Below are 26603 nucleotides of genomic sequence, written 5' to 3'. Positions count from 1 at the left end.
AAGCCGCCGGGATGCGGCGGCTTCGTTGAGTCATGACCCTTCGCGCCGCCTATGTAAGGGGCGTAAAATACCAAGCGTTGTGGGACAGGGTCTTGAGCATCGAGATTTTATAGGCTCTCCAATGCAACTCTGTCAACGCTCGCCAAAACGCGAGGCTTAAAGCCATCTCGCGAGTTTGACGGAGTTGACCGCATAGATGATCAACGCGACTGCGGCAGCGAGCGATATCGACACGCTGAATCTCGTCACGCGCCCCGGCAGCAATCGCTCCACCAGAGAAGCGACTCCGTCAAGGAGGGCACTGATCGCCCTCATCCGACAGCCGACTCGTCACTCCGCCGCGACCGCCATCGCCTGCTTGAGGCCGGGCATGGTGAAGCCGAGCTTGTCGAGCTTCTCGATCATGTCGCGGCCGGTCTTCTCGTCGATCTCGACCAGCGGCGGGCGGACCGGGTTCCAGTGCGGGTCGCTGCCGTAGTGCGCGATCACGTATTTCAGCGCCGGGATCATCACATAGCCCTGCATGACGCCGCGGACCTCGTTGATCCAGGCCTGCAGCTTGTCGCCTTCCGGCGTGCCGTAGGCCTTGATGGTCTCGGCGATCTTGCCCGGGTTGATGTTGGCCGTGGCGCTGATGCAGCCGACGCCGCCGGCCTTGAGGTTCTCCAGGATCGGCTTCTCGTTGCCGGAGAAGACGTCGAAGCCGTCCTTGGCGAAGGCCTCGATCATGCTCTTGGTGTGGGGCCAGTCGTCCGACGAATCCTTCATGCCGGCGATCTGCTTCGGATAGGCCTTCATCAGCCGTTCGACCAGCTTGTGCGTGATCGGCACGGCCGAGACCGGCGGGATGTGATAGAGATAGACGCGCAGGCGATCGTCACCGACCCGCTGCACGACTTCCGAGTAGAAGCGGAACAGCCCCTCTTCCGGAACCCCCTTGTAGTAGAACGGCGGCAGCATCAGCACGCCGCCGACGCCGAGCTTCACTGCATGGGCGCTGACTTCGGCCGCCTCGGTGATCGAGCAGGCGCCGGTGCCGGGCATCATGCGCGCGGTCGGCACGCCCGAGGCGACGACGGCTTCGAGCAGGTTCATCCGCTCCTTCGCCGAAAGCGAATTGGCTTCCGAGTTGGTGCCGAAGACCGCTAGGCCGCAATCCTGGCTGATCAGCCACTTGCAGTGGGCGATGAAGCGGCCGACATCGGGCGACAGGTCGCGCTTGAAGGGCGTGACGACGGGCGAAAGAACGCCTTTGATCCGTGCTTCGGCCATGATCTTATTTCTCCCGGGAATGGCGCGCCTTTTCTGCAACGAAGCGCCGGAGACGTCCAGTGTCACCATATCTCAGCGAAATCCTGCCCGAGGACGGCACGGCCGGCACGCTCGTCGGCCGCGTCTGGCGGGCTGGCCATCCGGCGGGGCCCTCCGTCGTCGCGATCCGGGGCGACGGCGTATTCGATCTCTCGGCGACCGTGCCGACGATGGCCGATCTCTGCAACGCGCCCGATCCGACGGGCCTCGCGCGCAACACGCCGGGCGAGCGGATCGGCGCGCTCCAGGACCTCGTCGGCGACCTGCTGGCGCCGGTCGACCTTCAGGCGCTCAAGGCCGCCGGCGTCACCTTCGCCGTCAGCCTGCTGGAGCGGCTGATCGAGGAACATGCCAAGGGTGACCCTGCCCGCGCCGAACAGGTCCGCGGCGAGCTGAACTCGATCATCGGCGCCGACGTGAGCGCCATCAAGCCGGGCTCACCGGAGGCCGAGGCGCTGAAGAAGACGCTGATGGCGCGCGGCGCCTGGTCGCCCTATCTCGAAGTCGGCATCGGCCCCTATGCCGAGATCTTCACCAAGGCGCCGCCGATGGCCGCGGTCGGCTACGGCGCCGAGATCGGCATCCGGCCGGACTCCGACTGGAACAATCCCGAGCCCGAGGTGACGCTGATCGTCAGCGCCAAGGGAAAGATCGTCGGTGCGACCCTGGGCAACGACGTGAACCTGCGCGACATCGAGGGCCGCAGCGCGCTTCTGCTGGGCATCGCCAAGGACAACAACGGCTCCTGTGCACTCGGCCCCTTCATCCGCCTGTTCGACGACACCTTCTCGCTCGACGACGTGCGCAAGGCCAAGGTCGACCTCGAAGTGACCGGCCCCGACCAGTTCCGCCTGCGCGGGTCGAGTGATCTCTCGAAGATCAGCCGCGATCCCACCGATCTCGTGGCCCAGGCGATGAGCGCGCATCAATATCCCGACGGCATGGCGCTGATGACCGGCACGCTGTTCGCGCCGACCGAGCCGCGCAAGCCCGGCGGCACCGGCTTCACGCACATGGTGGGCGACTTGGTCTCGATCAGCTCGCCCAGGCTCGGCACGCTGACCAACAAGGTGGCCCATTGCGACAAGATCGCGCCGTGGACGTTCGGTACCGGAGCCCTCATGCGCAACCTCGCGGCACGAGGGTTGCTGCGGTAATAACCGTGACCACAATGAATACCTCATCCTGCGGACCTCCTCAGGATGGGGTTCTTGGGTAGCGAGCCAAGGAAGACAATGACCGACCTCACCCGCATGCCTGCGTCCGAATTGCGCGAGCAGATCGCCGCCAGGAAGATCTCGCCCGTCGAATTGACCGATGCCGTGCTGGCGCGTGCGGAAAAGCTGCAGCCGGTGCTGAACTGCTTCGTGACGCTGGTGCCCGACCAGGCGCGCGCCGCGGCCAAGGCAGCCGAGGAGGCTGTCATGAAGGGCAAGCCGCTCGGCCTGCTGCATGGAATCCCCTTCGCCGCCAAGGATCTCGTGAACACGGCCGGCGTGCGTACCACCTTCGGGTCGCTGCTCTACGAGAACAACGTGCCGAAGGAAGACGCGGTGTGCGCGGCGAGGACGAAGGCGGCCGGCGGCATCCTGTTCGGCAAGACCACGACGCCGGAGTTCGGCCACAAGGCCCTGACCGATGCGCCGCTGTTCGGCCGCACGCGCAACGCCTGGAGTGCAAAGCACACGTCGGGCGGCTCCAGCGGCGGCGCGGCGGTCGCGGTTGCGGCGGGCATCGGGCCGATCGGCATCGCCACGGACGGCGGCGGCTCGACGCGCATTCCCGCCGCGATCAACGGCATGGTCGGGCTGAAGCAGAGCAACGGCGTCATCCCGCACAGCCAGGTGGCCGACGCCTTCGGCAACTACACCTACGTGACGCCGATGACCCGCACGGTGATGGACACCGCCCTGATGCTGCAGGCCATGGCCGGACCGCATCCGTCCGATCCCTGGTCGATCGGCATCGAGCCGCAGGACTATCTCGCCGCCGCCCGCGTCGAGGGCGATCTCAATGGCAAGCGCGTCCTCTACAGCGTCACGCTCGGCAACACGATCGTCGCCAGGGACGTGCGCGCGGCCTTCGAGCAATCGCTCGTACGGCTGCGTGAGCTGGGCGCCCATCTGGTCGAGCTCACGGACACGTTGCCCGACATGGGAACGGCCTGGAAGGTGATCAACCACACCACGTGGAAGGCTCGCTTCGACGAGATGATCCGCCGCGACGGCAACCGCATGACGCCTTCGCTGGTGCGCCAAGTGGCCGAGGCCGCGGACTGGTCCGGCGCGGACTACCAGCGCGCCATGTTCCAGCGCGCCGATCTCTTCCGCATGGTCCAGGGCTGGTTCGAGAAGGCCGACTTCCTGGTGACGCCGACCGTCTCGCGCACGGCGTTGCCGATCGAGCAGGACCTGTTCGATCCCATCACCATCGACGGCGTCGAGGCGGGCGAGCTGCGGCGCAACTGGTTCCCCTACACGATGCCGTTCAACATCACCGGCCACCCTGCCCTCTCGATCTGCAACGGCTACGATTCGGAGGGCCTGCCGACCAGCCTGCAGATCGTCGGCCGCTTCCGAGACGAGGCCTCGGTGCTACGCGCTGCCGCGCTCTACGAGGCGAGCGAAAACTGGCTCGACCGATGGCCCGACCTTTGAAAAGGCGCCCGCCGCCGCTGACGGCCGAGCAGATCCAGGCGCGCGTGCTGCATCGCGACGGGCTGATCCTGGTGATCGACAAGCCGGCAGGCCTCGCCGTGCATGCGGGGCCGAGCGGCGCGCCCAACCTCGAAGAGTGCTTCGACGATCTTCGCTATGGCCTGCCGCGGCCGCCGGCGCTCGCCCACCGGCTCGATGCCGACACGGCGGGCGTGCTGGCGCTGGGCCGCCATCCCAAGGCGCTGGCCAAGCTCGGACGCCTGTTCTCCGGCCGCGATACCGAGAAGACTTACTGGGCCGTGGTCGAGGGCTCGCCACCGGCCGACGAGGGCGTCTTCGATATGCCGCTGCTCAAGGTGAATACTCGCAGCGGCTGGTCGGTGAAGGTCTCCGACAAGGGCCAACCCTCGGTGACGCGGTACAAGGTCCTGGGGCGCGCTCCCGGCATGACCTGGCTGGAGCTGAAGCCCGAGACCGGCCGCACCCACCAGATCCGCGTCCACTGCGCCGCCGCCGGCTGCCCGGTCATCGCCGACCGGCTCTATGGCCGCGCCCTGCCCGACAGCCAGCTCCATTTGCAATCGCACGGCATCGTGCTGCCGCTGTCGAAGAGCAAGCCGCCGATCGTCGTCACCGCGCCGCCGCCCGCGCATATGCTGGCCGCGCTGAAGGCCTGTGGCTTCAGTCCCGGGCCGTCACCCACACCCTGAGCCTGTCGCCGGCCTCGAATCCCGACTTCACGGCGGCCTCGAGTTCGCGGCCGGACTCGTAGCCGACCAGTGGAAGGCGTGGAAATGTCTGCGCCGCCAGCAGGGTGAGCGACCGCCAGACCGCCGGCGCATCGGCCGCCTCGGCGACGACGTTGGAAACGCCGACCACCTCCTCGGCGCGATAGAGCATGAAGCCGGCCACGACCTTGAAGCCGCGCCACCCCTTAAACATCGCGAAGCCGGGATCGTCGAACGGCAGCCCTTCCCCGCCCTTCTCCTCACGCTGCCAGACGATGTCCGTTTCGGGCCCTGCGGCCGGCATGCCGCCGCGGATCCATTGAGCCTCGAACAGCAACTCGAAACCGCGGCGCGACAGGTCGAGCGTGCTGAAACTGTCCTTCACCGACCAGCGGCCGGGCAGGTTCGACTTCTGCAGGATCTCGACGGTGGTGAGCTGCTCCTCGATCGCCGTGTCGCCGACCGCCAGGGTGACGGCGTTGGGATAGAAGCGCGGCACGACGGCCGCGTTCACCCACATGTGCGGCAGCAGGCGCCCGGCATGGCCGTGCGCGCGGCAGACCGCATCGCACCAGCGCGCGTTGTTGAGGGCCGCCGCAACGGTCCAATCCTTCACGCGCGCACTTCCTCGCGCTGGAAGACGACGTAGGCGGCGGCGAAGACCACGATCATGCCGGCGATGAGACCGGTGATTTGCGGCCAGATCAAGAGCAGGCTCTGGTCGAACGGCAGTGGCGCGCCCATGATGGCGCCGCGCATCTGGGCCGGCAGCATCGGGCCCAGGGTCCGTGTCTCGGGGCTGAGGAGACCCAGCACGGCCTCGCTGAACAGGGTGCCCGGCGACAGGCGCATCAGGCCCATGGCGAGGTCTTGGAGGGCCGCATAGTCCTCCAGGCTGCGAATCTCGCCGGGCGCTACGCCGGAGACGATCGCAGAGGCAAGCTGCGGCCACAACAGGAAGAAGAACAGCCAGAGGCCGAGCGCGCAGAGCGCCGAGGTCGCGGTCGAGCGGAAGACCACCGAGAACAGCATCGAGATCGCGAGCCAGACGCCGCCATAGGCGATGGCGACGACCAGGAACCCGAGGCCACGCGCCACCTCGACCCCGCGCGGCGGCACGCCGAGCAGCAGCAGACCGGCCCCGAACACCATCAGCCACAGTGCCACGAGCGCCACCGCGAAGGTCGCGAGCCCCGCCAGGAATTTCCCCAGCAGCAGCGCGTCACGATAGATCGGCTGCGACAGGACACGGCTGAGGGTACGTCGGTTGAACTCGCTGTTCACCGAATCGAAACCCAGCCCGATCGCCATCAGCGGAATGACGAAGTTGAGCGCCGCGACGAAGGAGATGCCGACCTGCTCCGGCTCCAGCGTGAAGATGCGCAGGAACAGGAAGGAATTCGGGTCGACGACCGTCCGCAGCGTCTGCAGGGAAGAGGCCACGGGAAAGGCGCCGAAGGCGATGACAAAGAGCGTCAGCACCAGCATGCGCACGCTGCTCAGGTGATCGGCGAGCTCCTTCATGAACACGGGACCGATCCCGGTGAACGGCGAGCCCTGGCGGCGTACGGCGAGTGGCGCTCTCGAACCCATCCGGCCCTCAAGCACACCACCTCATCCTGAGGAGGCGCGAAGCGCCGTCTCGAAGGATGGGCAACAAGCGCGGTGCTCTTGCCCATGCTTCGAGACGCGCTCCTGCGGAGCGCTCCTCAGCATGAGGTTGGGGGTGTGATTCCAGTCTGCCCGGAAGGACCCTAAGCGGCACGACGTGCCCCCTCGAAATAGCGCGTATAGACCTCTTCGAGGCTGGGCTGCAGGTCGGCAAGACGTGTGAGTGCGCCGCCCACGGTCACGATACGATGCGCGACGGCGGCCCTCACGTCGCGATCGGCTACGACGCGCCAGGCACCCTCGCCCTCCGGCACGACGCTCCGCACGCCTTCGATGCCGCGCAAGATACCGGCGATGTCGCCGCCTGCGGCCTCGACCAGGATCGGATGGCCGGCGCCCAGCACCTGGTTGGCCAGTTCGACCACCGTGCCCATCAGCGCGATCCGTCCCTTGCTGAACAGGGCCACACGGTCGCAGACACTTTGCACGCGGTCGAGCAGGTGCGACGACAGCAGCACGGCGACGCCTGCGCGTTTCAAGCCTCGGATCATCTCCAGCAACTCGAAGGTCGAGTGCGGGTCGAGGCCGGAGGTCGGCTCGTCGAGGATGGCGACCTCGGCCTTCTTCATCACGATCTCGGCGATGCCCAGCCGCTGGCGCATGCCGCGCGAGAAGGTGGCGACCCGCCGGTCGAGCACGTCGGCGAGTTTCACGCTCTCCATGGCCTCGGCGATGCGCGTCTCGGCCTCACGGCGCGGCAGGCCGAGCAGGCGCGCGGTGTAACGCAGGTTCTCGCGCGCCGTCAGGTGATCGTAGAAGCCCACGGCATCGGGCAGGTAGCCGACCCGGCGCTTGACCTCGAGCGGCTGGCGCACCGGATCGAAGCCCAGTACGTCGACCGATCCGCCGCTCGTCTCGGTCAGGCCCAGCATCATCAGGATGGTCGTCGTCTTGCCCGCCCCGTTCGGCCCCAGCAGACCGAAGATCTCGCCACGCCGGATGCTGAAGTCGATCGCATCCACGGCGCGGTGATTGCCATAGATCTTGGTCAGTCCGCGCGCCTCGATGACGGTGTCGGCCATCTCTCTAGCGGCGGCCGAACCGCGCGACCGCGCCCAGCAGTACCAGAAGCGCCACCGCGATGATGCCGATGCCCGCGATTCCCCACAGGGTCGAGGTCGTGACGGTGATCCGGAAGTCGGCCGAAGCCTGCTCGCCGCGGGCGCTGGCGCGGAACGATGCCATATAGTCGCCGGCCACCGCCTTGTCGGCCGGCGTCACCAGGACCTGCACCTCTTTCTTGTCGTTGGGCGCAATGGAAGCGATCGACTTCGGATCGAACTCGATCTTCCAGTTGGCCGGCACCGTGCCCGACAGCTCGATCTCGTCGACCGGCGCGGTGCCGTCGTTGTTGAGGACCAGCGTGTAGGTCGAGGTCCTGCCGATCTCGGCCTCGCCGCTCAGGCGTCCGTCCCGGGTCGAGAGAGCGAGCTTGCCCTGCCCGCTTACCTGCAAGGTGACGCGCAACTCGGCGGTGGCGCCCTCGGCCGTGACCTTGACCAGTACGGGATAGTCGCCGGCCCTCACGTCGCGCGGCGGCGTGACCCTGAGCTTGATGTCCTTGGTCTGGCCGGCCTCGACCGGAATCGAGCTGATCTCGTTGGAACCGAAGCCTTCGGTGAAGGTGCTCTGGAAGTTGGCCGGCCCCTGCGCCGCCAGCGCCACGGTCAGGTCCTTGCCCGAGTCGTTGCCGACCGTCAGCGTGTATTCGAAGGCCGAGCGGGGCGTGCCACGCAGCGACGGCAGCCGCGACTTCAGGCTGAGCCTGGCCGGCGCCTCGGTGCCGACGGTGAGCGTGAGCGGCAGGCTGGCCTGCTGTCCCAGCGGCCCCCTGGCCGTCAGCACGACGTTGTGCGGGCTGGGCGGCGCGTCCTTGGGCACCTCGACGCGAAGCTGAACGGTGACGTCCTGGTTGACGCCAACCATCACCGAGGCCACCGGCCGGCCGGCACCGAGCAGGTCGATCTTCCAACCGGCCGGGACGCCGTTCAGCGCCAGCGCCAGGGGCTGCGGCACCAGCCCCGCATTGTTCACCTTCACGCGGATCGTCGTGACCTCGCCCGCCCGCACGGTCTGCGAGGGATAGTCGGTCAGCAGGAACAACCCCTTCACCCCCGGCGGATCGCCCTGGGCGTGCGCGCCGGCAACTGGCAGGAGAAGAAGGACCAGAAGAGCCAGAAGGACGCGCATCGTGGACATACCCGCCGTTCCGATCAGGCCGTGGCGCTCGGCCGGGCCTTCATGCGCTCCATCCAAGCCGTCAGGTTCCTGTTCGCGGGGTCGAGCGGCTGGCCGACCTTGGCCAGGAACTCGAGGAACGTGAACAGCAGGATGTCGGCCATGGTGAGCTTGTCGCCGGCAACGAAGGGCTTCGAGCCCATCAGCCCGTCGAGCCAGACCAGCTTCTTCCTTGCCGCTTCCTTCAGGCCGTCGGCTGCCTCTGGAATGCAATGGACACGGTCCTGAAAGAACTTCAGCCCCTGCGAGAAGCGGAAGCCGGCGAGTGCGGGTTCGAGGATGTTGAGATCGATGCGACGCACCCACATGCGGGTGTTGGCGCGCTCCTCCGGCGTGTCGCCCATCAGCGACGGCGTGTCCTTCTTGATCTCGTCGATGTACTCGCAGATCGCGGTGATCTCGGCCAGCACGGTGCCGTCGTCGAGTTCGAGCGCGGGACACTGCCCCGACGGATTGAGCTTGAGGAAGGGCTCGCGCCGGTTCTCGCCACCGCGCAGGTCGACCTCGACCTTCGGCACGTCGAAGCCCTTCTCGGCCATGAACATCCGGACCATATGCGGGTTGGGGCCGACCGAATTATAGAATTTCACTTTTCTTTTCCTCCCTCGATGTCCTGCAGCGCTATCAAAGTCAGCGCCACGGCTCCACGAGAATCTTGGTGTGGTTCTCCGGATTGCCGAGTTCGGCGAACGCAGCCCTCACGCCGTCGAGGCCCACCTTGCCGGTGATCAGCGCCTCGGCGTCCACCTTGCCCTCCGCCAGCAGGCGAAGGCAGCGCGCGAACTCTTCCGGGGTGTAGCCCAGCACGAACTGGATCGAGAGTTCCTTCACGATTCCGAAAAGCGGCTCGATGCGGTCGGGCTCCATGCACACGCCGGCCACGACGATGCGCGCGTCGCGAGGGGCCGCCTCGAAGACCTGCTGCAGCAGACCGGGCACGCCGACGCATTCGAAGACCACGGCACGCTTGCCGGGGACGAGCTTCGCATAGGCGGACTCGACCTTCGGATCGACCACGATATCGGCGCCCATCTTCGCCGCCAGCTCGCGCCGCTTGGGCGAGAAGTCGGCCGCAATGATCGGATGAATGCCCTTGAGGCGCAGCCCGACGATGACGGCGAGCCCGACCGGACCACAGCCCACGACCAGCGGCGCGTCGTTCTCCTGCAGCGCCGCCTTCTCGACCGCGTGGATGCCGACGGCGAGCGGTTCGGTGAGCGCAGCGTGGTCGGCCGGCAGGCCGTTGGGCACTTCGAGCAGGAGCGGCGCGGCCAGCACCATCCGCTCGGCATAGCCGCCCGGGAAATCGTTCGAGTAGCCGACGGTTCGGTGGCCGTCCGCCTGCGGGATCACCGGCATCGAACAGACGAGCGTGCCGGGCTTCAGTTTGCGCTCGGTTCCGGGTCCGTAGTCCAGCACCTCGCCACAGAATTCATGGCCGAACACGATGTCGCGCGACAGGTCGAGCGGCTGCCGCCCGGGAATGCGCTTCGACAGCTCGACCATGTGCGGCGCGTGTTTGGCATAATGCAGGTCCGAGCCGCAGATGCCGCAACACAGCGTCCTCACCAGCACCTGCCCGGCCGCCGGTACCGGCTCCGGCACCTCGGCGACGAGCATCTCGCCGCCGCGCAGGACCGCCGCCCTCACTTGATGAACTCCCGCGTCGTCGCCACGAAATCGTCGAGCCGGTCATGCTGCACCCAGTGACCGGCGCGCTCGAACTCGACGACCTTCGCGGTCTTGAAGTGCTTGATGCGGCCGTCCGTCTCCGGGTTGGAGGCCCAGCTCTCCTTGCCGTAGACCAGCAGGGTCGGACAGGTGATCTGCGCCCACAGATGCTCGATATCCTCGTAGGTCATGTCATACGGCGGCCAGGCACGGACGTAGTTGTCGAACTTCCAGCTGTAGGTGCCGTCCTCGTTCTGGTTGACGCCCTGCTGCGTGAGATGCCGTGCCTGCTCGGCGGAGAGATGCTTGTTCTCCTCCTGCATGCGCTTGAAGGCGTCCTCGATGGTCGGGTACTTGCGCGGCCCGCGCCCCGACAGCTTGCGCTGCTCGTCGATCCATTCGCGCATGCGCACGTCCATCGGCTTCTTGCGCTCGGCAATGACCTTGGGCGACGGTCCCAGGCCTTCGATGGCCACAAGCTTGCGCACCTTGTCGGGATAGACGCCGGAGTAGCGCAGGCAAATGTTGCCGCCCAGCGAATGCGCCACGATGGTCACTGGCGCCAGCCCTTGCTGGTGGATGAGTTGTGCCAGGTCGTAGATGTAGGCCCCCATCGAGTAGTTCCCGTCCGGCGACCATTGGCTGTCGCCGTGCCCGCGCAGGTCCGGACAGATGATGTGCCAGTCCTTGCGCAGAGCCTGTGCGACCCAGTCCCAATTCCTGCAATGGTCGCGGCCGCCGTGGACCAGCAGAAGCGGTGGCGCCTCGGGGTTGCCCCAGTCGACATAGTGCAGACGCAGACGCTGTGAGAAGAAGACCCGGGAGGTGGGACCGGGCATGCCATTCAATGTGTTCATCCCGTCAATTTACCGGCTGCGGTCGCTCCGGCACAATGGAGGACAATGACGCTCCCGACGCCCGAAGCGGCCAGTGCCGACCACCTGACTGAGATACTCCGCCGCTGCGGTGCGCTGGATCGCGGTCGCGTCTCCGCCGTTGCCGCCGACAAGCAATTCCCCACTCTGCTGTCCCTCGTCCAACGCCTGCGCCTCACCTACGAAGGCGACGCTGTCGATGCGCCGGCATCGATCATCTTCAAGACTGACCTGCCGAACCGACCCGGCGCGGCTTGGGAAAGCGGCCGCAAGGAAGTCGCCTTCTACACCACCGTCGCCCCGGCAACGCCGACGGGCCTGCTGCTCCGCTGCTTCGAGGCGCATCACGATGCGGCAAGCGGCAAATGGCACCTGCTGCTCGAAGACCTGACCGGTTCGCACATGATTGCCACGCCATGGCCACTGCCGCCGACCCTCGGGCAAAGCGAGGCGATCGTTCGCGCCCATGCCCGCTTCCAGGCCGCGTGGTGGGATGATCCGCGCCTTGGTGTAACCGTCGGCGCGTGGCCCGAGCCGAAGGCCGTCGAGGATTGGCTAAAGAACCTCACCGGCTCCTACGCGAAGTTCGCCGACCTGCTGGGCGACCGGCTGTCGACAGAGCGTCGTGCTCTCTACGACCGGCTGTTCGACCAGGCGCCCCGTCTGCTCCAACGCTACCGCACCCGTCGCAACGTGACGCTCGTGCAGGGCGACTCCCATACCTGGAACTGCTTCCTGCCGCGCGACAGCTCATTGGACACGGTGAGACTGTTCGACTGGGATGCGTGGCGGCCGACGATCGGCGCCGAGGATCTTGCCTACATGATGGCCATGCACTGGTATCCAGACTTGCGCCAGCGGGTGGAAGGCCATCTGCTTGATTGCTTCCACGCCGAACTGACCGAACGCGGCGTGACGGGGTACGACCGGTCTTCCCTGCAAGACGACTACCGGCTGTGCGTCCTCTGGGCGACCACTCGGCCGATCTGGATGCAGTCCGCCGGAATTCCGCCCGTGATCTGGTGGAACCATCTCGAGCGGATTCATCTGGCCGCTGCCGATCTCGACTGCCGCGAGTTGCTGTCCGCGTGACAGATAAGGGCATTTGCGCGAGACTTTGCGCATGATGAGCCCCGAGCAGAACGAGCTGATGACCCGCGTCGGTCCGGGCACCCGGTGCGGCGCCCTGATGCGCCACTACTGGCATCCGGTGGCCCTCGCCGACGAGTTGCCCGCCGAGCGGCCGGCCAAGCCGGTGCGCGTGCTGGGACAGGATTTCGTACTGTTTCGCGACGAGCGCGGCCGGCACGGTCTGCTCGACCGCGACTGCCCGCATCGAGGCGCCGACCTCGCCTTCGGCCGCCTCGAGGATGGCGGCCTGCGCTGCCTGTTCCACGGCTGGCTGTTCGACGTCGACGGCAAGTGCCTCGAAACGCCGGCGGAACCCGAAGGCAGCGTGCTCTGCCAGAGGGTGCGTCAGCGCTCCTATCCGGTCGTCGTGAAGAACGGCATCGTCTTCGCCTATCTGGGCGAGGGAGAGGCCCCCGCCTTCCCTGACTTCGACTGCTTCCTCGCACCCGGCACCCACGCCTTCGCCTTCAAGGGCCTGATCGAATGCAACTGGCTGCAGGCGCTGGAGGTCGGCATCGATCCCGCCCACGCCTCCTACCTGCACCGCTTCTACGAGGACGAGGATACCGGCGCTGCCTACGGCAAACAGTTCCGTTCCGCCTCCGCCGATTCCGACATCCCGATGACCCGCCTGCTGCGCGAGTTCCCGCGGCCCAGGCTCGACGTCGAGGCAACCGACTACGGCCTGCGCCTGTTCGCGCTGCGCAAGCTCAACGAGAAGCACACCCATGTCCGGGTGACCAACCTCGTCTTCCCCTACGCCTTCGTGATCCCGATGAGCGCGGAGATGACGATCACGCAATGGCACGTGCCGATCGACGATACGAGCTGTTACTGGTACGCGATCTTCACCAGCTTCGGTAAGCCCGTCGACCATGCCGCGATGCGCGAGCAGCGGCTGAAGCTCTACCAGCTCCCCGACTACCGGCCGCTGATCGGCCGCCACAACGACTACGGCTACAACGTCGCCGAACAGAAGAGCCAGACCTTCACCGGCATGGGCTTCGACATCAACGTCCACGATCAGTGGGCGGTCGAGAGCCAGGGCCGCATCCAGGACCGCACGCGCGAGCATCTCGGCACCACCGACAAGGCGATCGTCGCCTACCGGCGCATGCTGCTCTCGGCGATCGGCCAGGTCGGCAACGGCGAGCGCCCGATCATGTGGCTCGACCCACAGCGCGCCGCCGCGATCCGCGGCCCCGTCGCGATCGACGGCATGGGTCCGACCGAAGGGTGGGAAGCCTACTGGAAGGATGTCGACGTGCGCCGCCGCCGCTCCTCGAGCTGGGCGGCCGACACCGTTCCACCGCTGGTCGCGTAGCCCATGACGCTGGTCGAACGCGCGGGCCTCTGGACCGAGGACCGCAAGGCCGCGACGCGCGAGGCCGAGCGACGCATGAAGGCCGGCGATATGTCGGTCGTACGGCTGGCCTTCGCCGACCAGCACGGCATCCTGCGCGGCAAGACGCTGGTGGCCTCCGAAGTCGACGCCGCCCTGAAGAACGGTGTCGGCTTCACCACCACCATGCTGCTGAAGGACACGTCGCACCGCACGGTGTTCCCGGTCTGGCAGCCGGGTGGCGGCTTCGGCATGAAGGAGCTCGAAGGTGCCGCGGACGTGGTCATGCTGCCCGATCCGACGACCTTCCGCGCGCTCCCCTGGGCGCCGCATTCCGGCTGGATGCTGTGCGACATCTACTTTGCCGACGGCCGGCCGATGCCGCTCTGCACGCGCCAGGTGCTGCGTAGGACCCTCTCGACGCTGACGGATCGCGGCTACGATTTCGTCGCCGGCCTCGAAGTCGAGTTCCATCTGTTCAAGCTGGAGAAGGCCCGGCTCGGCACCGGCGATGCCGGGCAGCCGGGCGAGCCGCCCGAGGTGTCGCTGCTCAACCAAGGCTACCAGTACCTGACCGAGCAGCGCTACGACGAGATGGACCCGATCCTAGAGATCCTGCGCACCAACCTCGTCGATCTCGGCCTGCCGTTGCGCACGCTCGAAGTGGAGTTCGGCCCCAGCCAGGTCGAGTTCACCTTCCGCACCGGCACCGGCCTCGATCCCGCCGACACGATGGTGTTGTTCCGCAGCGCCACCAAGCAGATCGCCCAGCGCAACGGCTTTCACGCCTCCTTCATGTGCCGGCCGAAGCTCGCCAACGTGATGTCGAGCGGCTGGCACCTGCACCAGTCGCTGACCGACCGGAAGACGCACGCCAACGCCTTCGCCGATGGCGCCGAGACTTTATCCGCGACCGGCCGCCATTACATGGCTGGCCTGTTGGAACACGCGCGCGCCGCGGCAGCGTTCAGCACGCCGACGCTCAACGGCTACAAGCGCTATCGACCCTTCTCGCTGGCGCCCGACCGCGCCATCTGGGGCCGCGACAATCGCGGCGTGATGGTGCGGGTGCTGGGCGGTCCGGGCGATCCCGCAACCCATCTCGAAAACCGCGTCGGCGAGCCCGCCGCCAATCCCTACCTCTACATGGCGAGCCAGATCGTCTGCGGCCTCGACGGGATGGAGCGCAGCCTCGATCCCGGTCCTTCGGCCGACAAGCCTTACGAGACGAAGGCCCCGCTGCTGCCGCGGTCGCTCCGCGAAGCGCTGGCCGCGCTCGAGGAGAGCCAGGTCCTGCGCGCCGGCCTGGGCGACTTCTTCGTCGACTACTATCTGCGCCTGAAGCAAGCCGAGATCGACCGCTTCGAGCTCGAGGTCAGCGACTGGGAGCAGCGCGAGTATTTCTCGCTTTTCTGAGGGAGCCGTCCCGTGAGCCTCGAATTCCTGATCACGTCCTTCATCATCGTCGCATCGCCCGGCACCGGCGCCCTCTACACGCTGGCGGCGGGACTCTCACGCGGCTCGCGCGCCAGTGTCGTGGCGGCCTTCGGCTGCACGCTCGGCTGCGTTCCTCACCTGGCGGCGGCAATCCTCGGCCTGGCAGCCCTGCTGCACGCCAGCGCAGTGGCCTTCGAAACCGTCAAGTATCTGGGCGTCGCCTATCTTCTCTACATGGCCTGGAGTACCCTGCGCGAGCGCGGCGCGTTGAGCGTCGGCCGCCAGAGCGATGCACGGAGCTTCGTGCAGGTGACGATCGAAGCCATCCTGATCAACCTTCTCAATCCGAAGCTCTCGATCTTCTTCCTGGCGTTCCTGCCGCAGTTCGTGAGCACGGACGAAGCGCAGCCCTTGCCCCATATGCTGATGCTCAGCGCCGTCTTCATGCTGATGACCTTCGTGGTCTTCGCGGCGTACGGCCTGTTCGCCGCCGCGATGCGCGACCATGTGATTTCGCGGCCGTCCGTCATGACGTGGATGCGCCGCACCTTCGCCGGCGCCTTCGTTCTGTTGGGCGCCAGGCTCGCCCTCACCGAGCGCTGATGGAGCCGCGACGCGAGTAACCTCCCTGTTCTGAGGCTCAGCCGTCCTCGCCGATATCCTCGGCCCAGATGTCGGGATACTCGTCCTGGAAGCGCTTCATCAGGCTGACGCAGCGCAGGTCGTTCAGGACGACGACCTCGACGCCACGGGAGCGCAGGAAGTCCTCGTTGCCGCCGAAGGTCTGGTTCTCGCCGATCACCACCCTCGGGATCTTGAACTGCACGATGGTGCCCGAGCACATCATGCAGGGGCTGAGCGTCGTGAACAGTGTCGTTTTGCGATAACTGCGGCGGCGGCCGGCCTGGCGCAGGCAATCCATCTCGCCATGGGCGATGGCATCGCCCTCCTGGACGCGCTTGTTGTGACCGCGGCCGACGATGCGACCGTTTTCGACGAGGATCGAACCGATGGGGATCCCCTTCTCGTCGAAACCCTGCTGCGCCTCGGCCAGCGCCGTCTCGAACAGTTCCAACTCCGCCGCACTCACCATCGATTTCTCCGCCTGCGTCCCGCTGCACCCTTTCCGCCGGAGCGGAAAATGGTCTACCCAGTGCTTCTCTCAGTGTACGTCAGCCCGCCCAACAAGCGTAACGCCGGGACCGGAAGATAACGCCATGACCGCCATCGCCGTCGTCACCACCGTCGCCAGCCGCAAGGATGCCCGGACGCTCGCGCGGGCGATCGTGGAAGCGAAGCTAGCCGCCTGTGCCCAGATCTCCCGGATCGAGAGTGTCTACAGCTGGAAGGGCGCGATCGAGACGGGCAAGGAATACCGCATCCTCTTCAAGACGCTCGACGAACACTATTCCGCGGTCGAGCGCGCGATCCTCGACCTGCATCCCTACGAAGTTCCGGCGATCCACGCCTTCCCGATGATGCACGTCGCCCCGGCCTATGCCGCCTGGATCGAGGAGAGCGTCGCGGCTTAGCCCTGGCCGCCCTCCAGCATCTTCGTCCAGCGCTTCTGCATCTCCTCCGGGCTCACGACTTCCCGCGACGCGGCGAGGAACCAGCGATAGCCGAAGGGACACGCAACCATGCCGGAACGATCGCCATAGAACTGGTCCTGAACCGGCCGCACCACGGTGGCCCCGGCCGCCACAGCCCTCTCGACGGCCTTGTCGGCGTCGGACACCGCGATGTGGAAGGCCACGGGAGACCCGCCGATGGCGCCCGGGCTCCGCGCACCAAAGTCGGGATATTCGTCGTTCATCATCAGCACCGTGTCGCCGATGCGGATCTCGGCATGCCCAACCCGGCCCGCCGGCTCGACCAGTCGGAACAGTTCCACCGCCCCGAAGGCCTTCGCGTAGAAATCGATCGCGGCCTTTGCGTCGTGCACCGTCATGTGGGCCCGCACGGTCTGGCTCGAAGGCGCGCTCTTTGCGGTCATGGCATCACCTGTGTTACATTACGTTATGTATCGTAACGTAAATAGATGACCCGTCAAGCACCCCCTCCCGTTCCAGCGCGCGGCCGCCCCCGCGATCCGCGCACCCGCGCGGCGATCCTCGCGGCGGCGCGCGCTCTGCTCACCCGTGGCGGCCTCACGTCCGTGACGATCGAAGCGATCGCGCAGAATTCCGGCGTCAGCCGTCCGACCATCTACCGCTACTGGCCGAACGCGCCCGCCGTCGCGATGGCGGCGTTCCTGGAAGCGACCGGTGCCGCTGAGGCCGCGCGGTCGCCGGGAAACCCGCTCGCGGCTCTGCGCGAACAGCTCCATGCGCTGGCCGACGCCTTCGCCGCGCCCGCGGGCCGCAGCGTCGCCGCCATGGTCGCGGCGGCGCAGTCCGAGACCGAACTCGCCAAGGCCTTCCGCAACGAATTCATCGCCCGCAACCGAGACGCAACGCGGGCACTCCTGGAGCGCTGCATCACCAGCAAGGAAATCGAAGCGCCCGCGGACATGGACCTGACGCTCGACCTGATCTTCGGGCCGCTTTTCTATCGCCTGCTGATGGGCCACGCGCCGATCACGCGCGACTTCGTCGACAGGCTGTTCGATACGGTCATTCGCGCGCGCGGCTGAAATCCGGATCGGGCACGGCGCCGCCGGCGGGGCCACTTCGCACGATGCAGCGGAATCCGACATGGCTGGTGGTGGTGTCGATCTGCTCGGCATGGCGCGCGGCGGGCCGATAGCGCTTGCAATAGCTGGGCGCGCAGAGATGCGAGCCGCCCTTCAGTACCTTGCGCGGAATCCGCACCCGGTCGCGCGAATCGTAGCTCTGCTCGAGCGTCGGGCCACGCGGGCTTTCGGGCACGCAGCAGGCCTTGCCGGCATCGGGCGCGTGTTGCGCGGCATACCAGTCGGCGGTCCATTCCCAGACGTTGCCGATCATGTCGTGCACGCCGTAGCCGTTAGCCGGATAGGCCTTCACGGGAGAGGTCCGTGCGTAGCCGTCGGCACGCGTGTTCTCATGCGGGAAGGCGCCCTGCCAGGTGTTGGCCATGTGCTGGCCGCCGGGGGTGAGTTCGTCGCCCCAGGCGAACTCCGCCCCGTCGAGGCCGCCGCGTGCGGCAAACTCCCACTCGGCTTCGGTGGGAAGCTCCTTGCCGGCCCATTTCGCATAGGCCTCGGCGTCGCGGAACGCGACCTGTACCACGGGATGGTCATCGAGACCGCCAATATGGCTGCCCTTGCCGTAGGGCCGGCGCCACGTCGCTCCGAAGGTGAAGCGCCACCACTGGCTCCAGTCCGCAAGATCGACGGGCTTCGAGGGCGGCGTGAAGACCAGGCCACCCGCCTTCAGCATCCCGGGCCGCGCGCCGGGATAGTCCCTGGGATCGGGATCGATCTCGGCCCAGGTGACGTACCCAGTCGCCTGGACGAAGGCCTTGAACTGCGCGTTGGTCACCGGCGTTGCATCGATCCAGAAACCGCCGACCGTGACCGTGTGGGTCGGCGCCTCTTCCGGATAGTGTCTGTCCGATCCCATGCGGAAAGTCCCGCCGGGGATGCGGATCATGCCGGCCGTCGGGTCGGGTGCGCTGTGGTTTCCCATGGCGCCTTCCTTATCGCCGCTTCCGGTCGAAGGGCCAAGGGCCCTGCCGACCGAGTTCGCGCGGTCAGTTTGCGCCCTGCGGCGGAGAGGTGAGCTTGTTCAACACGCCTTCGAGATTGAACGAGCCGGGCTTCTGGCGCGGCGGGAAGTCAACCAGCGTCTTGATGAAGTTGGTGACGTAGCCCTGCGCCGGCACCAGCAGGTAGATGCGATCGATGCGCCAGCGCCCATAGCCCATGCCCTCATGGTCGGCGCGCTCGAACGGATCGGCCTTGAGGTCGAACAGCTTCGGCACGCGCAGGGTCACCATCGGGTCCTGCCACACGTCGAAGCCGTGCTTGCGCTGCTCCATGAAGGCCAGCTTCCACTTGTCGTAGCGCAGCCCGGCCAGGCCACCATCGTCCGTCCAGTAGAAGAACTCCTTGCGGGCGCTGCCCGTACCGTTCTTCAGGAGTTCACGCTGGTCGTAACCATCGAGGTGGACCTTGAACGGCTTGCCATTGAAGTTCGCTCCTTGAACAAGACGCTGCCTGAGGTCGCCCTCTCCGGCTGCCGCGGTCAGCGTCAGCAGCCAGTCCTCCGCCGAGAACACCTCGTTGATTTCCGTGCCCGGGCGGACCAGCCCCGGCCAGCGCACCATCGCCGGGACGCGGTAACCACCCTCCCAGTTGGTGTTCTTCTCGCCGCGGAACGGCGTCGTGCCGCCGTCCGGCCAGCTCATGACTTCGGCGCCGTTGTCGGTCGTGTAGACGACGATGGTATTCTGTGTGATTCCGAGATCATCGAGCTTCTTCAGGAGCTGCCCGACCTGGCCGTCATGCTCGACCATCCCGTCGGCCACGACACCCAGTCCGGTCTTGCCCTCGGACGACGGCTTGAGATGCGTCCAGATATGCATGCGGGTGGAGTTCACCCAGGCGAAGAACGGCTTCTGCTCGCGCTTGGCGCGATCCATGAAGTCGAGCGAGGCGCCGAGGAATTCCTCGTCGACCGTCTCCATCCGCTTCTTGGTGAGCGGCCCGGTATCCTCGCACTTCTGCTTGCCCCACTTCCCGAAGCGCGGATCCTCGCCCGGCGTCTCGGTGGCGGTGGCGACGCATTTCAGCACGCCGCGCGGCCCGTACTTCGCCTTGAAGGTCGGATCCTTCGGATAGTCGATGTTCTCGGGCTCCTCCTCGGCGTTGAGGTGATAGAGGTTGCCGAAGAACTCGTCGAAGCCGTGCACCGTGGGCAGGAACTCGTTGCGATCGCCCAGATGGTTCTTGCCGAACTGGCCGGTCATGTAGCCCTGCCCTTTGAGCAGATCGGCGATCGTCGGGTCCTTCTCGGACAGGCCTTCCGGTGCGCCCGGCAGGCCGACCTTCAGCAAGCCAGTGCGGATCGGTGACTGGCCGGTGATGAAGGCCGCGCGACCGGCCGTGCAGGACTGCTGGCCGTAATAGTCGGTGAAGATCGCGCCTTCGCGGGCGATGCGGTCGATGTTTGGGGTGCGGTAACCCATCATGCCACGGTTGTAGGCGCTGATGTTCCAGTAGCCGATGTCGTCGCCGAAGATGACCAGGATGTTGGGTTTCGCCGGGACCTGGGCTTGGACCGGGACCACCCCGCCGGCGAGCCCGACGAACAGCGCTGCCGCCGAGAGCAGGCGGCCCATTCTCTTCTTGGCCATGGTTCCTCCTCCTGATGATTCAGGGAATCTGCTCTCGGGGACGATGCAAAACAACACGGCGAACGATACAGTTTTGGAATGAACCTCGATCTGAAGTTGCTGCACTACGCCGTCGTGCTCGCGAGGCATCGGCACTTCGGACAGGCTGCCGCGGCACTCGACATCAGCCAGCCGACCCTCAGCCGGAACATCGCCGCTCTGGAGAGGCAGCTCGGCATGAGGCTGTTCGAGCGGTCAAATCGTGACGTGATGGCGACGCCGGCCGGCGAGGATACGCTCCGGATGGCCGAGGAGCTCATCGTGCGTTCCGAGGCCCTCTCCAATCGTCTCGAGCTCGTGCGGGACGGCCGCGGCGGGCGGCTGCGCGTGGTTGCCGGCGCCTACATCGACGATATCGCGGTTCAGCCCGCAGCGATCGAACTCATCGTGGCCAATCCCTCGATTCGTCTCGAAATCCTGGAGCGCGAATGGACGGCCGCCCTGTCGTCACTGATGTCCGACCAGGCGGACTTCGCCGTGGCCGACATTCTTGCGTTGCGGGACATGCCGTCGCTCCGCGTCGAGAGTCTGGGTGTCCTTCAGGGCGTCTACTTCTGCCGCGCCGGCCATCCGCTGCTGATGAAACCCGATCCTGTGCCCGACGACCTGCGCAATTACCCGTTCGTAATGCCGGGCATATCCTTATCGCGCATCTCCTTCATCGCCGACTTCGACAGTGGCATGAAGATTGACGAGCGGGGCGGTGGCGTTCTGCCGTCGATCGCCGTGTCGTCCTTCCGCAGCGCCATTGACATCGTGGCTGCAACGGACGCGATCAGTCTTGGCCATCCGACACAGATCGCCAAGGGCATCGCCGCCGGTCGTTTCGCGCTGCTGCATCTGCCCTGGATGAAGAAGCTGCCCTCGGCCGAAATGGGCGTGGCCTGGAAGAGAGAGCGGACGCTGCTGCCGGCGGCGCGCGCATTCATCAAGCTGATTCGGAAACACGTGCGCAACGCGCAGGCCGTGGAGTCGCCCGCAGCATCACGACGGACCCGACGACCATCCGTCGGCGCCTGATGCCGGCGCCGTCATCCGCGTACGCGGCTGAGAGCGGCCTCAGTCTCACGCACCATCGTCTTCACCAGTTCGCCGGCCGGCATCTCCCGCGCCAGGGTCGGCGCCTGCCCGCTCCACAGCGGCGTGAAGTCGGTGGAACCCCTGGCTTCGGCCGGCCCGCGCAGCGGCTGGGTCGCTTCGGCAGCCAGCGGGAACGACGGCGCATCCGGGCTCACGGGCCCGAGTTCGCTCACGATACGGTTCACGATGCCTCGCGCAGGACGTCCGGTGAAGACGTTGGTGAGTGTCGTGCTGCCGTCGCTGGCCTTCTTGAGCGCCGCGCGATGCAGGGGCACCGTCTTGGCTTCCGGCGTGAGCATGAAGGCCGTGCCGATCTGAGCACCGGCCGCACCGAGCGCCAGGGCTGCCGCGATTCCGCGTCCGTCGCCGATGCCGCCGGCAGCGATCACCGGCACCGTCACCGCGTCCACGACCTGGGGTACCAGCGCCATCGTTCCCGGCTGACGCGTGACGTCATCGGTGAGGAACATGCCGCGATGGCCGCCGGCCTCGGCGCCCTGCGCGATCACTGCATCGGCGCCCTCGGCCTCCAGCCAGCGCGCCTCCTCTACCGTCGTCGCCGAGGCGATGACCAGGATGCCGGCCGCTTTCAGGCGCTGCATCAGAGACTTGTCGGGCAGGCCGAAGTGAAAGCTGGCGACCCTGGGCTTGAACTCCAGCACCAGTTCGCAGGCTGCTCCGTCGAAGGCCGCTCGTGACGGTCCCTTCGCATCCGGCGCCACGCCGAGTTCGCCGTAATAGCCTGCCAACCTCCCACGCCAAGCCGCGTCGCGCGCAGCATCCACCGCCGGCGGCTTGTGGACAAAGAAGTTCACGTTGAACGGCCGGGACGTTCCCTGCTTCACCATCTGGAATTCCTGGCGCAGGCCGTCCACGGTCAGCATCGCGCCGGCAATGGAACCCAGCGCGCCAGCTTCGGACGTCGCGATCGCCATTTGCGGCGAGGTCACGCCGGCCATCGGCGCCTGGAGGATGGGATGCTCGATCCCGAAGAGGTCGAGAAGGCGGCGGTCCTGCCATTGCATGGCTGTTCTCCTTGTTGCTTCCGAAGTCTAGGCCAGGCGCGGACATTCCAATCAGCGATTTATACTAATCGCCATCATCTGATATTCTGATGGAATGGATGCCAAGGACCTTGCCACCTTCGAAGCGGTCGCGCGCCTGGGCGGCATGGGCCGCGCCGCGCGCGAGCTGAACACCGTCCAGTCCAACGTCACGCAGCGCGTGCGTCGACTGGAGGAGGCCCTGGGCGTCTCGCTGTTCGAGCGCAGCCGGGCCGGCGCCCGTCTGACGCCGGCCGGCGAGCGGCTGATGCCCTACGCCACCCGCGTCGACGCGCTGCTCGACGAAGCCGGCAGGGCCGCCCGAGACGACGGCGCACCGCGCGGCACCCTCACCGTCGGCTCGCTGGAGACGACGGCAGCCCTCCGCCTATCGCCCCTGCTCGCCTCCTATGTGCAGGCCCATCCCGGGGTCGACTTCGTGCTGCGGACCGGCACGACGGCGGAAATGGTCGAGAGGGTGCTGGACCGAGAGCTGGAAGGCGCTTTCGTCTGCGGACCTGTCTCGCATCCGCAACTCATTGCGGCGCCGGCCTTCAAGGAAGAACTGGCCCTGCTCAGCGGCCCGGCCGAATCGTCCCTGGCGGCAGTGTTGCAGCAGCCCGACCTGCGCCTCGTGATCCTGCGGGCCGGCTGTTCGTACCGGCAACGGCTGGAGGAACTGCTCGCGCGGCGCGGAGTCGTGGGCCTCCGGCGGCTGGAGTTCGGCACGCTGGAGGCGATCCTGGGCGCCGTCGCCGCCGGGCTCGGCATAACGCTGATGCCCCGCGCCCTGATCGGCCCCGCATGGCGCGGCGGGCAGATCCGCGTGCATCGCCTGCCCGCCGCTGAGGCGCGGGTCGAGACCGTCTTCATCCGCCGCCGTGACATGCTTTCCTCCAGCGCCCTGATGGCCTTCCAGAAACACGTGACAAGGGGGCAACCGAGATGATGCGCGGCAGCACCACGATCTTCACGGTCCAGGATGCCAGGGCGAGCCTCGCCTACTATCGCGACTGCGTCGGTTTCGACATCGCCTTCGAGTACGGCACGCCGACCTTCTATGTCGGCCTGTGCTCTGGCGAGGTCTCCCTGCACCTGGTCGCTGCGGCGCAGGCACCTCGCCCGCCCGGCCATGGTGCCGTCAGCATCTTCGTCGACGATGTCGATGCGGTGCATGCCGATCTCGTGCGACGCGGCGCCAGGATCCTCAATTCCCCGAAGGACCAGGATTACGGACTGCGCGACTTCGCCATTGCAGACATCGACGGCAACATGATCTTCTTCGGCACGGAAACGAAGTAGCGTTCAGCGAGGACATCATGGAGCTTTGGCAGTACGACGCGACCGACTTGGCGCGCCTGATTCGCACAGGACAGGCTTCGGCGCGGGAGGCGGTCGATTCCGTCCTGGGCCGCCTGCACAAGGTCAATCCCGCCATCAACGCCGTGGTGCGCGTGCTGGAGAGCGAAGCCCGTGCCGAGGCCGAGACCGCCGATGCAGCCCGCGCGCGCGGCCATGCCCTGCCCCCGCTGCATGGCGTCCCGGTCACGACCAAGATCAACGTCGACCAGGCGGGCCTGCCCACCGACAACGGCGTCATCCCGCTGAAGGACCTGATCGCGCAGGAAGACAGCCCGGTCGTCGCCAACCTGAAGCACGCCGGGGCGATCATCGTCGGTCGCACCAATGCGCCGGCCTTCTCGATGCGCATATTCACCGACAACGCCCTGCATGGCCGCACCCTGAATCCACGCGATCCCGGCGTGACGCCGGGCGGCTCGAGCGGCGGAGCTGGCGCGGCCACGGCGACCGGCATCGGCGCCATCGCGCATGGCAACGATATCGGCGGGTCGGTGCGCATTCCCGCCTACTGCAACGGCGTCGTCGGCCTCCGCACCGGCTTCGCCCGCATCCCCGCCTTCAATCCGACGGGCGTTGCCGCGGGCCGCCCCATCGGCGCGGTCCTGATGGCAACCCAGGGTCCCCATACCCGCACGGTGCGAGACGCCCGCCTTGCCCTCGAAGCGATGGCGCGCGGCGACCGGCGCGACTGGCGCTGGAACGACGTGCCGATGCGCGGACCCGCCCCTGCCCGGCCCATCAAGGTGGCGATCGTGCCCGAAGTGCCGGGCGGCAAGAGCCATCCCGCCCAGGTCGAGGCCGTGCGGCTGGCCGGCAAGCATCTCCGCGGCGCCGGCTACGTCGTCGAGGAAGTGCTGCCGCCCGACATCGAGCGCGCCGTCGAGCTGTGGCACCAGATCTGCGTCACCGACGTGTTCGGCGGCCTCTGGCCCACGATGCAGAAGATGGGTGATCCAGACGGCATCACCTCCATGCAGGCCTGGCTGTCCATCCACAAGCCGGTCGATCTCGCGACCTATGTCGCGGCTCTGACGGAGCGCGAGGCGCTGGCCTTCCGCTGGATGACCTTCTTCCAGCAATGGCCGCTGGTCATCTTCCCAACCCTGTGCGACCTGCCGCCCAAGCAGGTGGCCGACATCACACCCGACGGCCAGCGCGAGGTGCTCGAATCGATGCGCTCCGCCCTGATCGCGCCGCTGCTCGGCCTTCCCGGCCTCGCCGTGCCGGTCGGCAGCCATGGCAAGCTGCGCACCGGCGTCCAGATCATGTCGATGCGCAATCGCGAGGATCTCTGCCTCGATGCCGGCGAGGTGATCGAAGCATGTGAGGGCATCGTGACGCCGATCGATCCCGTCGGCGCGTAGAACCCGGCCTAGGTGCGCGGCGGCAGCTCGATCTTGAGGTCGCGCAACTTATGTTCAAGGACGGGAATCCCGGCGGGATTGCCGTTCTTGCACTGATCAAGTGCCACGCTGGTCTCTAGCCCGGCCTGGATGCCGCCGCGGGCGGCACCTCTCTTCATGACGAGGTTTTCCTACGTCGCGGCCAGCGCCTTGCAGTAGGCTACATCGTCCGGTGCTGCCGAAGCGGCGAGCGGGAGCATCAGGAGCAGGCTGGAGATCAGTAGCTTCATTTGTTTCTTCATAATGTCCGCATGACGGGCGCCCGGCCTCACGGTCGCCTGACCCAAATCTACCTGATGATATCGCGGAAGATGCACTTCTCGACACCCTCGCCGGAGACGGCAACGCGGCTCGACCACTGCCAGAGCGGTTTCCAGTAGGACTCGATCAGCGTGTCGACCGCCTTGGGATCACCGACGATGTAGCCGAACTCCTGCAGGTTCACCGGATACATGTTGTCGGAGCCGATATAGAAGACCCGGTCGTCGACCATCCATAGCTTCGAATGGTTGGCGATGGTCTTGTTGCCGGGCCAGGAGTCGTCGGGACCGAAGCGAAAGGACGCGAGGTGAAAGCGACTGCACAGCAGCGCGTTCACCGGGTCCGGCCCCTTGCGGATGGCATAGCGTGCCAGAGGATCGGCGGTATCGATGCGTTTCTGGAGATTGTCCTTCAGGCGCTTGGCCAGCGCCTGCAGCGGCACGTCGTTGTGGTACGGGCTGCCGCCATTGCCGATCGAGCCGGGATTGGAGAGCACGACATAGACATCGCCGCCCCGCTCCATCAGGTCGATCATGCGGTCGAGAGCGCTTTCCGGAAAGAGCGTGTCCGAGCGTCCGAGCCGGAACCCGACGTCCTGCTGGGAGACCCGGATGGTTTTCCGGGCGGCGCCGAACATCAGGTCCCGCGCCAGCTCGCTCTGGTTGGCGAAATCCTCCGTGATGCCGGCGCCCAGCCGGCCGATGCCCATGATCTCGACGGTTCCCATGCCGTCGGGTGCGCGGCCGTGGGCGAGGACAGCCGGACAATGCCGTCCGAACTCGCTTTCACCGGGCGAGTAGCTCACCAGCGAAATCGACTCCTTATGGTCGAGATTGGCACAGACGTAACGCCACAGCCGGTCGGCGAAGCGCGAGGCGCTGGCGGCCGCCGGCCCCTGGACCTGCATGGAGAGATCGTGGACCGGATTGTCGGTGAGGTAATCCTCGGTCCAGAGATTGTGCCCACCGACGATGGCCTCCCGTCCGTCCACGACGATGAACTTGCCGTGGTTCCAGGAGAAGCTGTTGCAGGATTCGAGCACCGTGCAGCTCCGCATCGCCGAGACGCTGACCG

At 66.7% G+C, this 26603-nt stretch carries 27 protein-coding genes and 1 pseudogene; 13 read left to right on the top strand and 15 right to left on the bottom strand.

What is annotated here, in order from left to right; translation table 11 throughout:
* Positions 1-330: 330 nt before the first annotated feature.
* Positions 331-1272 (bottom strand): dihydrodipicolinate synthase family protein, encoded by a 942-nt coding sequence (locus tag EPO41_RS23735; RefSeq protein WP_296330726.1) that lies wholly within the window; start codon positions 1270-1272, stop codon positions 331-333.
* A gap of 59 nt (positions 1273-1331) precedes the next feature.
* Here EPO41_RS23735 and EPO41_RS23730 point away from each other — a divergent pair, with 59 nt between their 5' ends.
* The 3 genes from EPO41_RS23730 (at position 1332) to EPO41_RS23720 (ending at position 4678) form a co-directional block, all read left to right on the top strand.
* A complete protein-coding gene (locus tag EPO41_RS23730) occupies positions 1332-2468 on the top strand; it encodes a fumarylacetoacetate hydrolase family protein (RefSeq protein WP_296330723.1) in 1137 nt (378 codons plus the stop codon).
* Positions 2469-2546: 78 nt separating this feature from the next.
* Complete coding sequence (locus tag EPO41_RS23725) at positions 2547-3968, top strand: amidase family protein (protein ID WP_296330720.1); 1422 nt, start codon at positions 2547-2549, stop codon at positions 3966-3968.
* A complete protein-coding gene (locus EPO41_RS23720) occupies positions 3965-4678 on the top strand; it encodes an RNA pseudouridine synthase (RefSeq protein WP_296330717.1) in 714 nt (237 codons plus the stop codon). The genes EPO41_RS23725 and EPO41_RS23720 overlap by 4 nt, the downstream gene beginning before the upstream one ends.
* Here EPO41_RS23720 and EPO41_RS23715 read toward each other — a convergent pair.
* From EPO41_RS23715 to EPO41_RS23685, 7 genes are all read right to left on the bottom strand, one after another.
* Entirely contained in the window at positions 4650-5312 is a 663-nt protein-coding gene (locus EPO41_RS23715; protein ID WP_296330715.1) for a hypothetical protein, read from the bottom strand. The genes EPO41_RS23720 and EPO41_RS23715 overlap by 29 nt on opposite strands.
* Positions 5309-6289 (bottom strand): ABC transporter permease, encoded by a 981-nt coding sequence (locus EPO41_RS23710; RefSeq protein ID WP_296330712.1) that lies wholly within the window; start codon positions 6287-6289, stop codon positions 5309-5311. Before EPO41_RS23710 ends, EPO41_RS23715 begins: the two co-directional genes overlap by 4 nt.
* A gap of 161 nt (positions 6290-6450) precedes the next feature.
* Positions 6451-7389, bottom strand: a complete 939-nt coding sequence (locus EPO41_RS23705) for an ABC transporter ATP-binding protein (protein WP_296330710.1) — start codon at positions 7387-7389, stop codon at positions 6451-6453.
* 4 nt (positions 7390-7393) lie between these two features.
* Complete coding sequence (locus EPO41_RS23700; protein WP_296330706.1) at positions 7394-8566, bottom strand: NEW3 domain-containing protein; 1173 nt, start codon at positions 8564-8566, stop codon at positions 7394-7396.
* A 14-nt stretch (positions 8567-8580) separates the two neighbouring features.
* The gene (locus EPO41_RS23695; protein ID WP_296330703.1) at positions 8581-9195 is read right to left on the bottom strand and encodes a glutathione S-transferase family protein; all 615 of its coding nucleotides are present in this window, start codon (positions 9193-9195) and stop codon (positions 8581-8583) included.
* A gap of 40 nt (positions 9196-9235) precedes the next feature.
* Positions 9236-10255, bottom strand: coding sequence for a zinc-binding dehydrogenase (locus EPO41_RS23690; RefSeq protein ID WP_296330700.1), 1020 nt, complete (start codon positions 10253-10255; stop codon positions 9236-9238).
* Complete coding sequence (locus tag EPO41_RS23685; RefSeq protein ID WP_296330697.1) at positions 10252-11133, bottom strand: alpha/beta hydrolase; 882 nt, start codon at positions 11131-11133, stop codon at positions 10252-10254. Before EPO41_RS23685 ends, EPO41_RS23690 begins: the two co-directional genes overlap by 4 nt.
* Positions 11134-11178: 45 nt before the next feature.
* Here EPO41_RS23685 and EPO41_RS23680 point away from each other — a divergent pair, with 45 nt between their 5' ends.
* From EPO41_RS23680 to EPO41_RS23665, 4 genes are read left to right on the top strand one after another with little or no spacing between them, the layout of a single operon-like run.
* Entirely contained in the window at positions 11179-12243 is a 1065-nt protein-coding gene (locus EPO41_RS23680) for an aminoglycoside phosphotransferase (protein ID WP_296330694.1), read from the top strand.
* A 31-nt stretch (positions 12244-12274) separates the two neighbouring features.
* Positions 12275-13606: an aromatic ring-hydroxylating dioxygenase subunit alpha gene (locus EPO41_RS23675; protein WP_296330692.1), complete on the top strand. Its 1332-nt coding sequence runs from the start codon at positions 12275-12277 to the stop codon at positions 13604-13606.
* Positions 13607-13609: 3 nt separating this feature from the next.
* Positions 13610-15040 (top strand): glutamine synthetase family protein, encoded by a 1431-nt coding sequence (locus EPO41_RS23670; RefSeq protein WP_296330688.1) that lies wholly within the window; start codon positions 13610-13612, stop codon positions 15038-15040.
* Between the two features lie 12 nt (positions 15041-15052).
* Positions 15053-15664, top strand: coding sequence for a LysE family translocator (locus tag EPO41_RS23665; RefSeq protein ID WP_296330685.1), 612 nt, complete (start codon positions 15053-15055; stop codon positions 15662-15664).
* 37 nt (positions 15665-15701) lie between these two features.
* Here the strand turns inward: EPO41_RS23665 and EPO41_RS23660 are convergent, their stop codons facing one another.
* The gene (locus tag EPO41_RS23660; protein ID WP_296330683.1) at positions 15702-16154 is read right to left on the bottom strand and encodes a nucleoside deaminase; all 453 of its coding nucleotides are present in this window, start codon (positions 16152-16154) and stop codon (positions 15702-15704) included.
* A 124-nt stretch (positions 16155-16278) separates the two neighbouring features.
* Between EPO41_RS23660 and cutA the strand changes: the two genes are divergently transcribed.
* The gene (cutA, locus tag EPO41_RS23655) at positions 16279-16593 is read left to right on the top strand and encodes a divalent-cation tolerance protein CutA (RefSeq protein ID WP_296330680.1); all 315 of its coding nucleotides are present in this window, start codon (positions 16279-16281) and stop codon (positions 16591-16593) included.
* Here cutA and EPO41_RS23650 read toward each other — a convergent pair.
* Positions 16590-17057: a VOC family protein gene (locus EPO41_RS23650; RefSeq protein ID WP_296330677.1), complete on the bottom strand. Its 468-nt coding sequence runs from the start codon at positions 17055-17057 to the stop codon at positions 16590-16592. The two genes, cutA and EPO41_RS23650, sit on opposite strands and share 4 nt — an antisense overlap.
* Positions 17058-17102: 45 nt before the next feature.
* On the opposite strand from EPO41_RS23650, the gene EPO41_RS23645 reads away from it, so the two are divergent.
* Positions 17103-17696 (top strand): TetR/AcrR family transcriptional regulator, encoded by a 594-nt coding sequence (locus EPO41_RS23645; protein ID WP_296330676.1) that lies wholly within the window; start codon positions 17103-17105, stop codon positions 17694-17696.
* Here the strand turns inward: EPO41_RS23645 and EPO41_RS23640 are convergent.
* Together EPO41_RS23640 and EPO41_RS23635 are read right to left on the bottom strand one after the other, a co-directional pair.
* Positions 17677-18672, bottom strand: a complete 996-nt coding sequence (locus tag EPO41_RS23640) for a formylglycine-generating enzyme family protein (RefSeq protein ID WP_296330674.1) — start codon at positions 18670-18672, stop codon at positions 17677-17679. The two genes, EPO41_RS23645 and EPO41_RS23640, sit on opposite strands and share 20 nt — an antisense overlap.
* Before the next feature lie 64 nt (positions 18673-18736).
* Positions 18737-20341, bottom strand: coding sequence for an arylsulfatase (locus tag EPO41_RS23635; protein WP_296330671.1), 1605 nt, complete (start codon positions 20339-20341; stop codon positions 18737-18739).
* A 78-nt stretch (positions 20342-20419) separates the two neighbouring features.
* Here EPO41_RS23635 and EPO41_RS23630 point away from each other — a divergent pair, with 78 nt between their 5' ends.
* A complete protein-coding gene (locus EPO41_RS23630; RefSeq protein WP_296330669.1) occupies positions 20420-21400 on the top strand; it encodes a LysR family transcriptional regulator in 981 nt (326 codons plus the stop codon).
* A gap of 11 nt (positions 21401-21411) precedes the next feature.
* Here EPO41_RS23630 and EPO41_RS23625 read toward each other — a convergent pair whose 3' ends face one another.
* A complete protein-coding gene (locus EPO41_RS23625) occupies positions 21412-22485 on the bottom strand; it encodes a nitronate monooxygenase (RefSeq protein WP_296330667.1) in 1074 nt (357 codons plus the stop codon).
* A 94-nt stretch (positions 22486-22579) separates the two neighbouring features.
* Between EPO41_RS23625 and EPO41_RS23620 the strand changes: the two genes are divergently transcribed.
* The 3 genes from EPO41_RS23620 to EPO41_RS23610 are packed head-to-tail and all read left to right on the top strand — an operon-like array spanning position 22580 to position 25229.
* Positions 22580-23452: a LysR substrate-binding domain-containing protein gene (locus EPO41_RS23620; protein ID WP_296330666.1), complete on the top strand. Its 873-nt coding sequence runs from the start codon at positions 22580-22582 to the stop codon at positions 23450-23452.
* The gene (locus EPO41_RS23615) at positions 23449-23805 is read left to right on the top strand and encodes a VOC family protein (protein WP_296330663.1); all 357 of its coding nucleotides are present in this window, start codon (positions 23449-23451) and stop codon (positions 23803-23805) included. The genes EPO41_RS23620 and EPO41_RS23615 overlap by 4 nt, the downstream gene beginning before the upstream one ends.
* Positions 23806-23822: 17 nt before the next feature.
* On the top strand, positions 23823-25229 hold the full coding sequence (locus EPO41_RS23610) for an amidase (protein WP_296330661.1): 1407 nt from the start codon (positions 23823-23825) through the stop codon (positions 25227-25229).
* A gap of 8 nt (positions 25230-25237) precedes the next feature.
* Here EPO41_RS23610 and EPO41_RS23605 read toward each other — a convergent pair whose 3' ends face one another.
* A complete protein-coding gene (locus tag EPO41_RS23605; protein WP_296330658.1) occupies positions 25238-25387 on the bottom strand; it encodes a hypothetical protein in 150 nt (49 codons plus the stop codon).
* Between the two features lie 170 nt (positions 25388-25557).
* A pseudogene (locus tag EPO41_RS23600) lies at positions 25558-26603 on the bottom strand (hypothetical protein); the annotation flags it as partial.

The sequence above is a fragment of the Reyranella sp. genome, assembly GCF_004297265.1.
Taxonomy (GTDB): domain Bacteria; phylum Pseudomonadota; class Alphaproteobacteria; order Reyranellales; family Reyranellaceae; genus Reyranella.
This window is presented reverse-complemented; position numbering and strand designations above follow the sequence as displayed.

What these genes read in the sequence shown, in the direction of transcription:
- EPO41_RS23705 (WP_296330710.1), bottom strand. Translation starts at nt 7,389, where the DNA reads ATGGCCGACACCGTCATCGAGGCGCGCGGACTGACCAAGATCTATGGC.
- EPO41_RS23615 (WP_296330663.1), top strand. Translation starts at nt 23,449, where the DNA reads ATGATGCGCGGCAGCACCACGATCTTCACGGTCCAGGATGCCAGGGCG.
- EPO41_RS23675 (WP_296330692.1), top strand. Translation starts at nt 12,275, where the DNA reads ATGATGAGCCCCGAGCAGAACGAGCTGATGACCCGCGTCGGTCCGGGC.
- EPO41_RS23625 (WP_296330667.1), bottom strand. Translation starts at nt 22,485, where the DNA reads ATGCAATGGCAGGACCGCCGCCTTCTCGACCTCTTCGGGATCGAGCAT.
- EPO41_RS23645 (WP_296330676.1), top strand. Translation starts at nt 17,103, where the DNA reads ATGACCCGTCAAGCACCCCCTCCCGTTCCAGCGCGCGGCCGCCCCCGC.
- EPO41_RS23710 (WP_296330712.1), bottom strand. Translation starts at nt 6,289, where the DNA reads ATGGGTTCGAGAGCGCCACTCGCCGTACGCCGCCAGGGCTCGCCGTTC.
- EPO41_RS23635 (WP_296330671.1), bottom strand. Translation starts at nt 20,341, where the DNA reads ATGGCCAAGAAGAGAATGGGCCGCCTGCTCTCGGCGGCAGCGCTGTTC.
- EPO41_RS23620 (WP_296330666.1), top strand. Translation starts at nt 22,580, where the DNA reads ATGGATGCCAAGGACCTTGCCACCTTCGAAGCGGTCGCGCGCCTGGGC.
- EPO41_RS23670 (WP_296330688.1), top strand. Translation starts at nt 13,610, where the DNA reads ATGACGCTGGTCGAACGCGCGGGCCTCTGGACCGAGGACCGCAAGGCC.
- EPO41_RS23610 (WP_296330661.1), top strand. Translation starts at nt 23,823, where the DNA reads ATGGAGCTTTGGCAGTACGACGCGACCGACTTGGCGCGCCTGATTCGC.
- EPO41_RS23680 (WP_296330694.1), top strand. Translation starts at nt 11,179, where the DNA reads ATGACGCTCCCGACGCCCGAAGCGGCCAGTGCCGACCACCTGACTGAG.
- EPO41_RS23605 (WP_296330658.1), bottom strand. Translation starts at nt 25,387, where the DNA reads ATGAAGAGAGGTGCCGCCCGCGGCGGCATCCAGGCCGGGCTAGAGACC.
- EPO41_RS23735 (WP_296330726.1), bottom strand. Translation starts at nt 1,272, where the DNA reads ATGGCCGAAGCACGGATCAAAGGCGTTCTTTCGCCCGTCGTCACGCCC.
- EPO41_RS23700 (WP_296330706.1), bottom strand. Translation starts at nt 8,566, where the DNA reads ATGTCCACGATGCGCGTCCTTCTGGCTCTTCTGGTCCTTCTTCTCCTG.
- cutA (WP_296330680.1), top strand. Translation starts at nt 16,279, where the DNA reads ATGACCGCCATCGCCGTCGTCACCACCGTCGCCAGCCGCAAGGATGCC.
- EPO41_RS23685 (WP_296330697.1), bottom strand. Translation starts at nt 11,133, where the DNA reads ATGAACACATTGAATGGCATGCCCGGTCCCACCTCCCGGGTCTTCTTC.
- EPO41_RS23725 (WP_296330720.1), top strand. Translation starts at nt 2,547, where the DNA reads ATGACCGACCTCACCCGCATGCCTGCGTCCGAATTGCGCGAGCAGATC.
- EPO41_RS23640 (WP_296330674.1), bottom strand. Translation starts at nt 18,672, where the DNA reads ATGGGAAACCACAGCGCACCCGACCCGACGGCCGGCATGATCCGCATC.
- EPO41_RS23630 (WP_296330669.1), top strand. Translation starts at nt 20,420, where the DNA reads ATGAACCTCGATCTGAAGTTGCTGCACTACGCCGTCGTGCTCGCGAGG.
- EPO41_RS23660 (WP_296330683.1), bottom strand. Translation starts at nt 16,154, where the DNA reads ATGGTGAGTGCGGCGGAGTTGGAACTGTTCGAGACGGCGCTGGCCGAG.
- EPO41_RS23650 (WP_296330677.1), bottom strand. Translation starts at nt 17,057, where the DNA reads ATGACCGCAAAGAGCGCGCCTTCGAGCCAGACCGTGCGGGCCCACATG.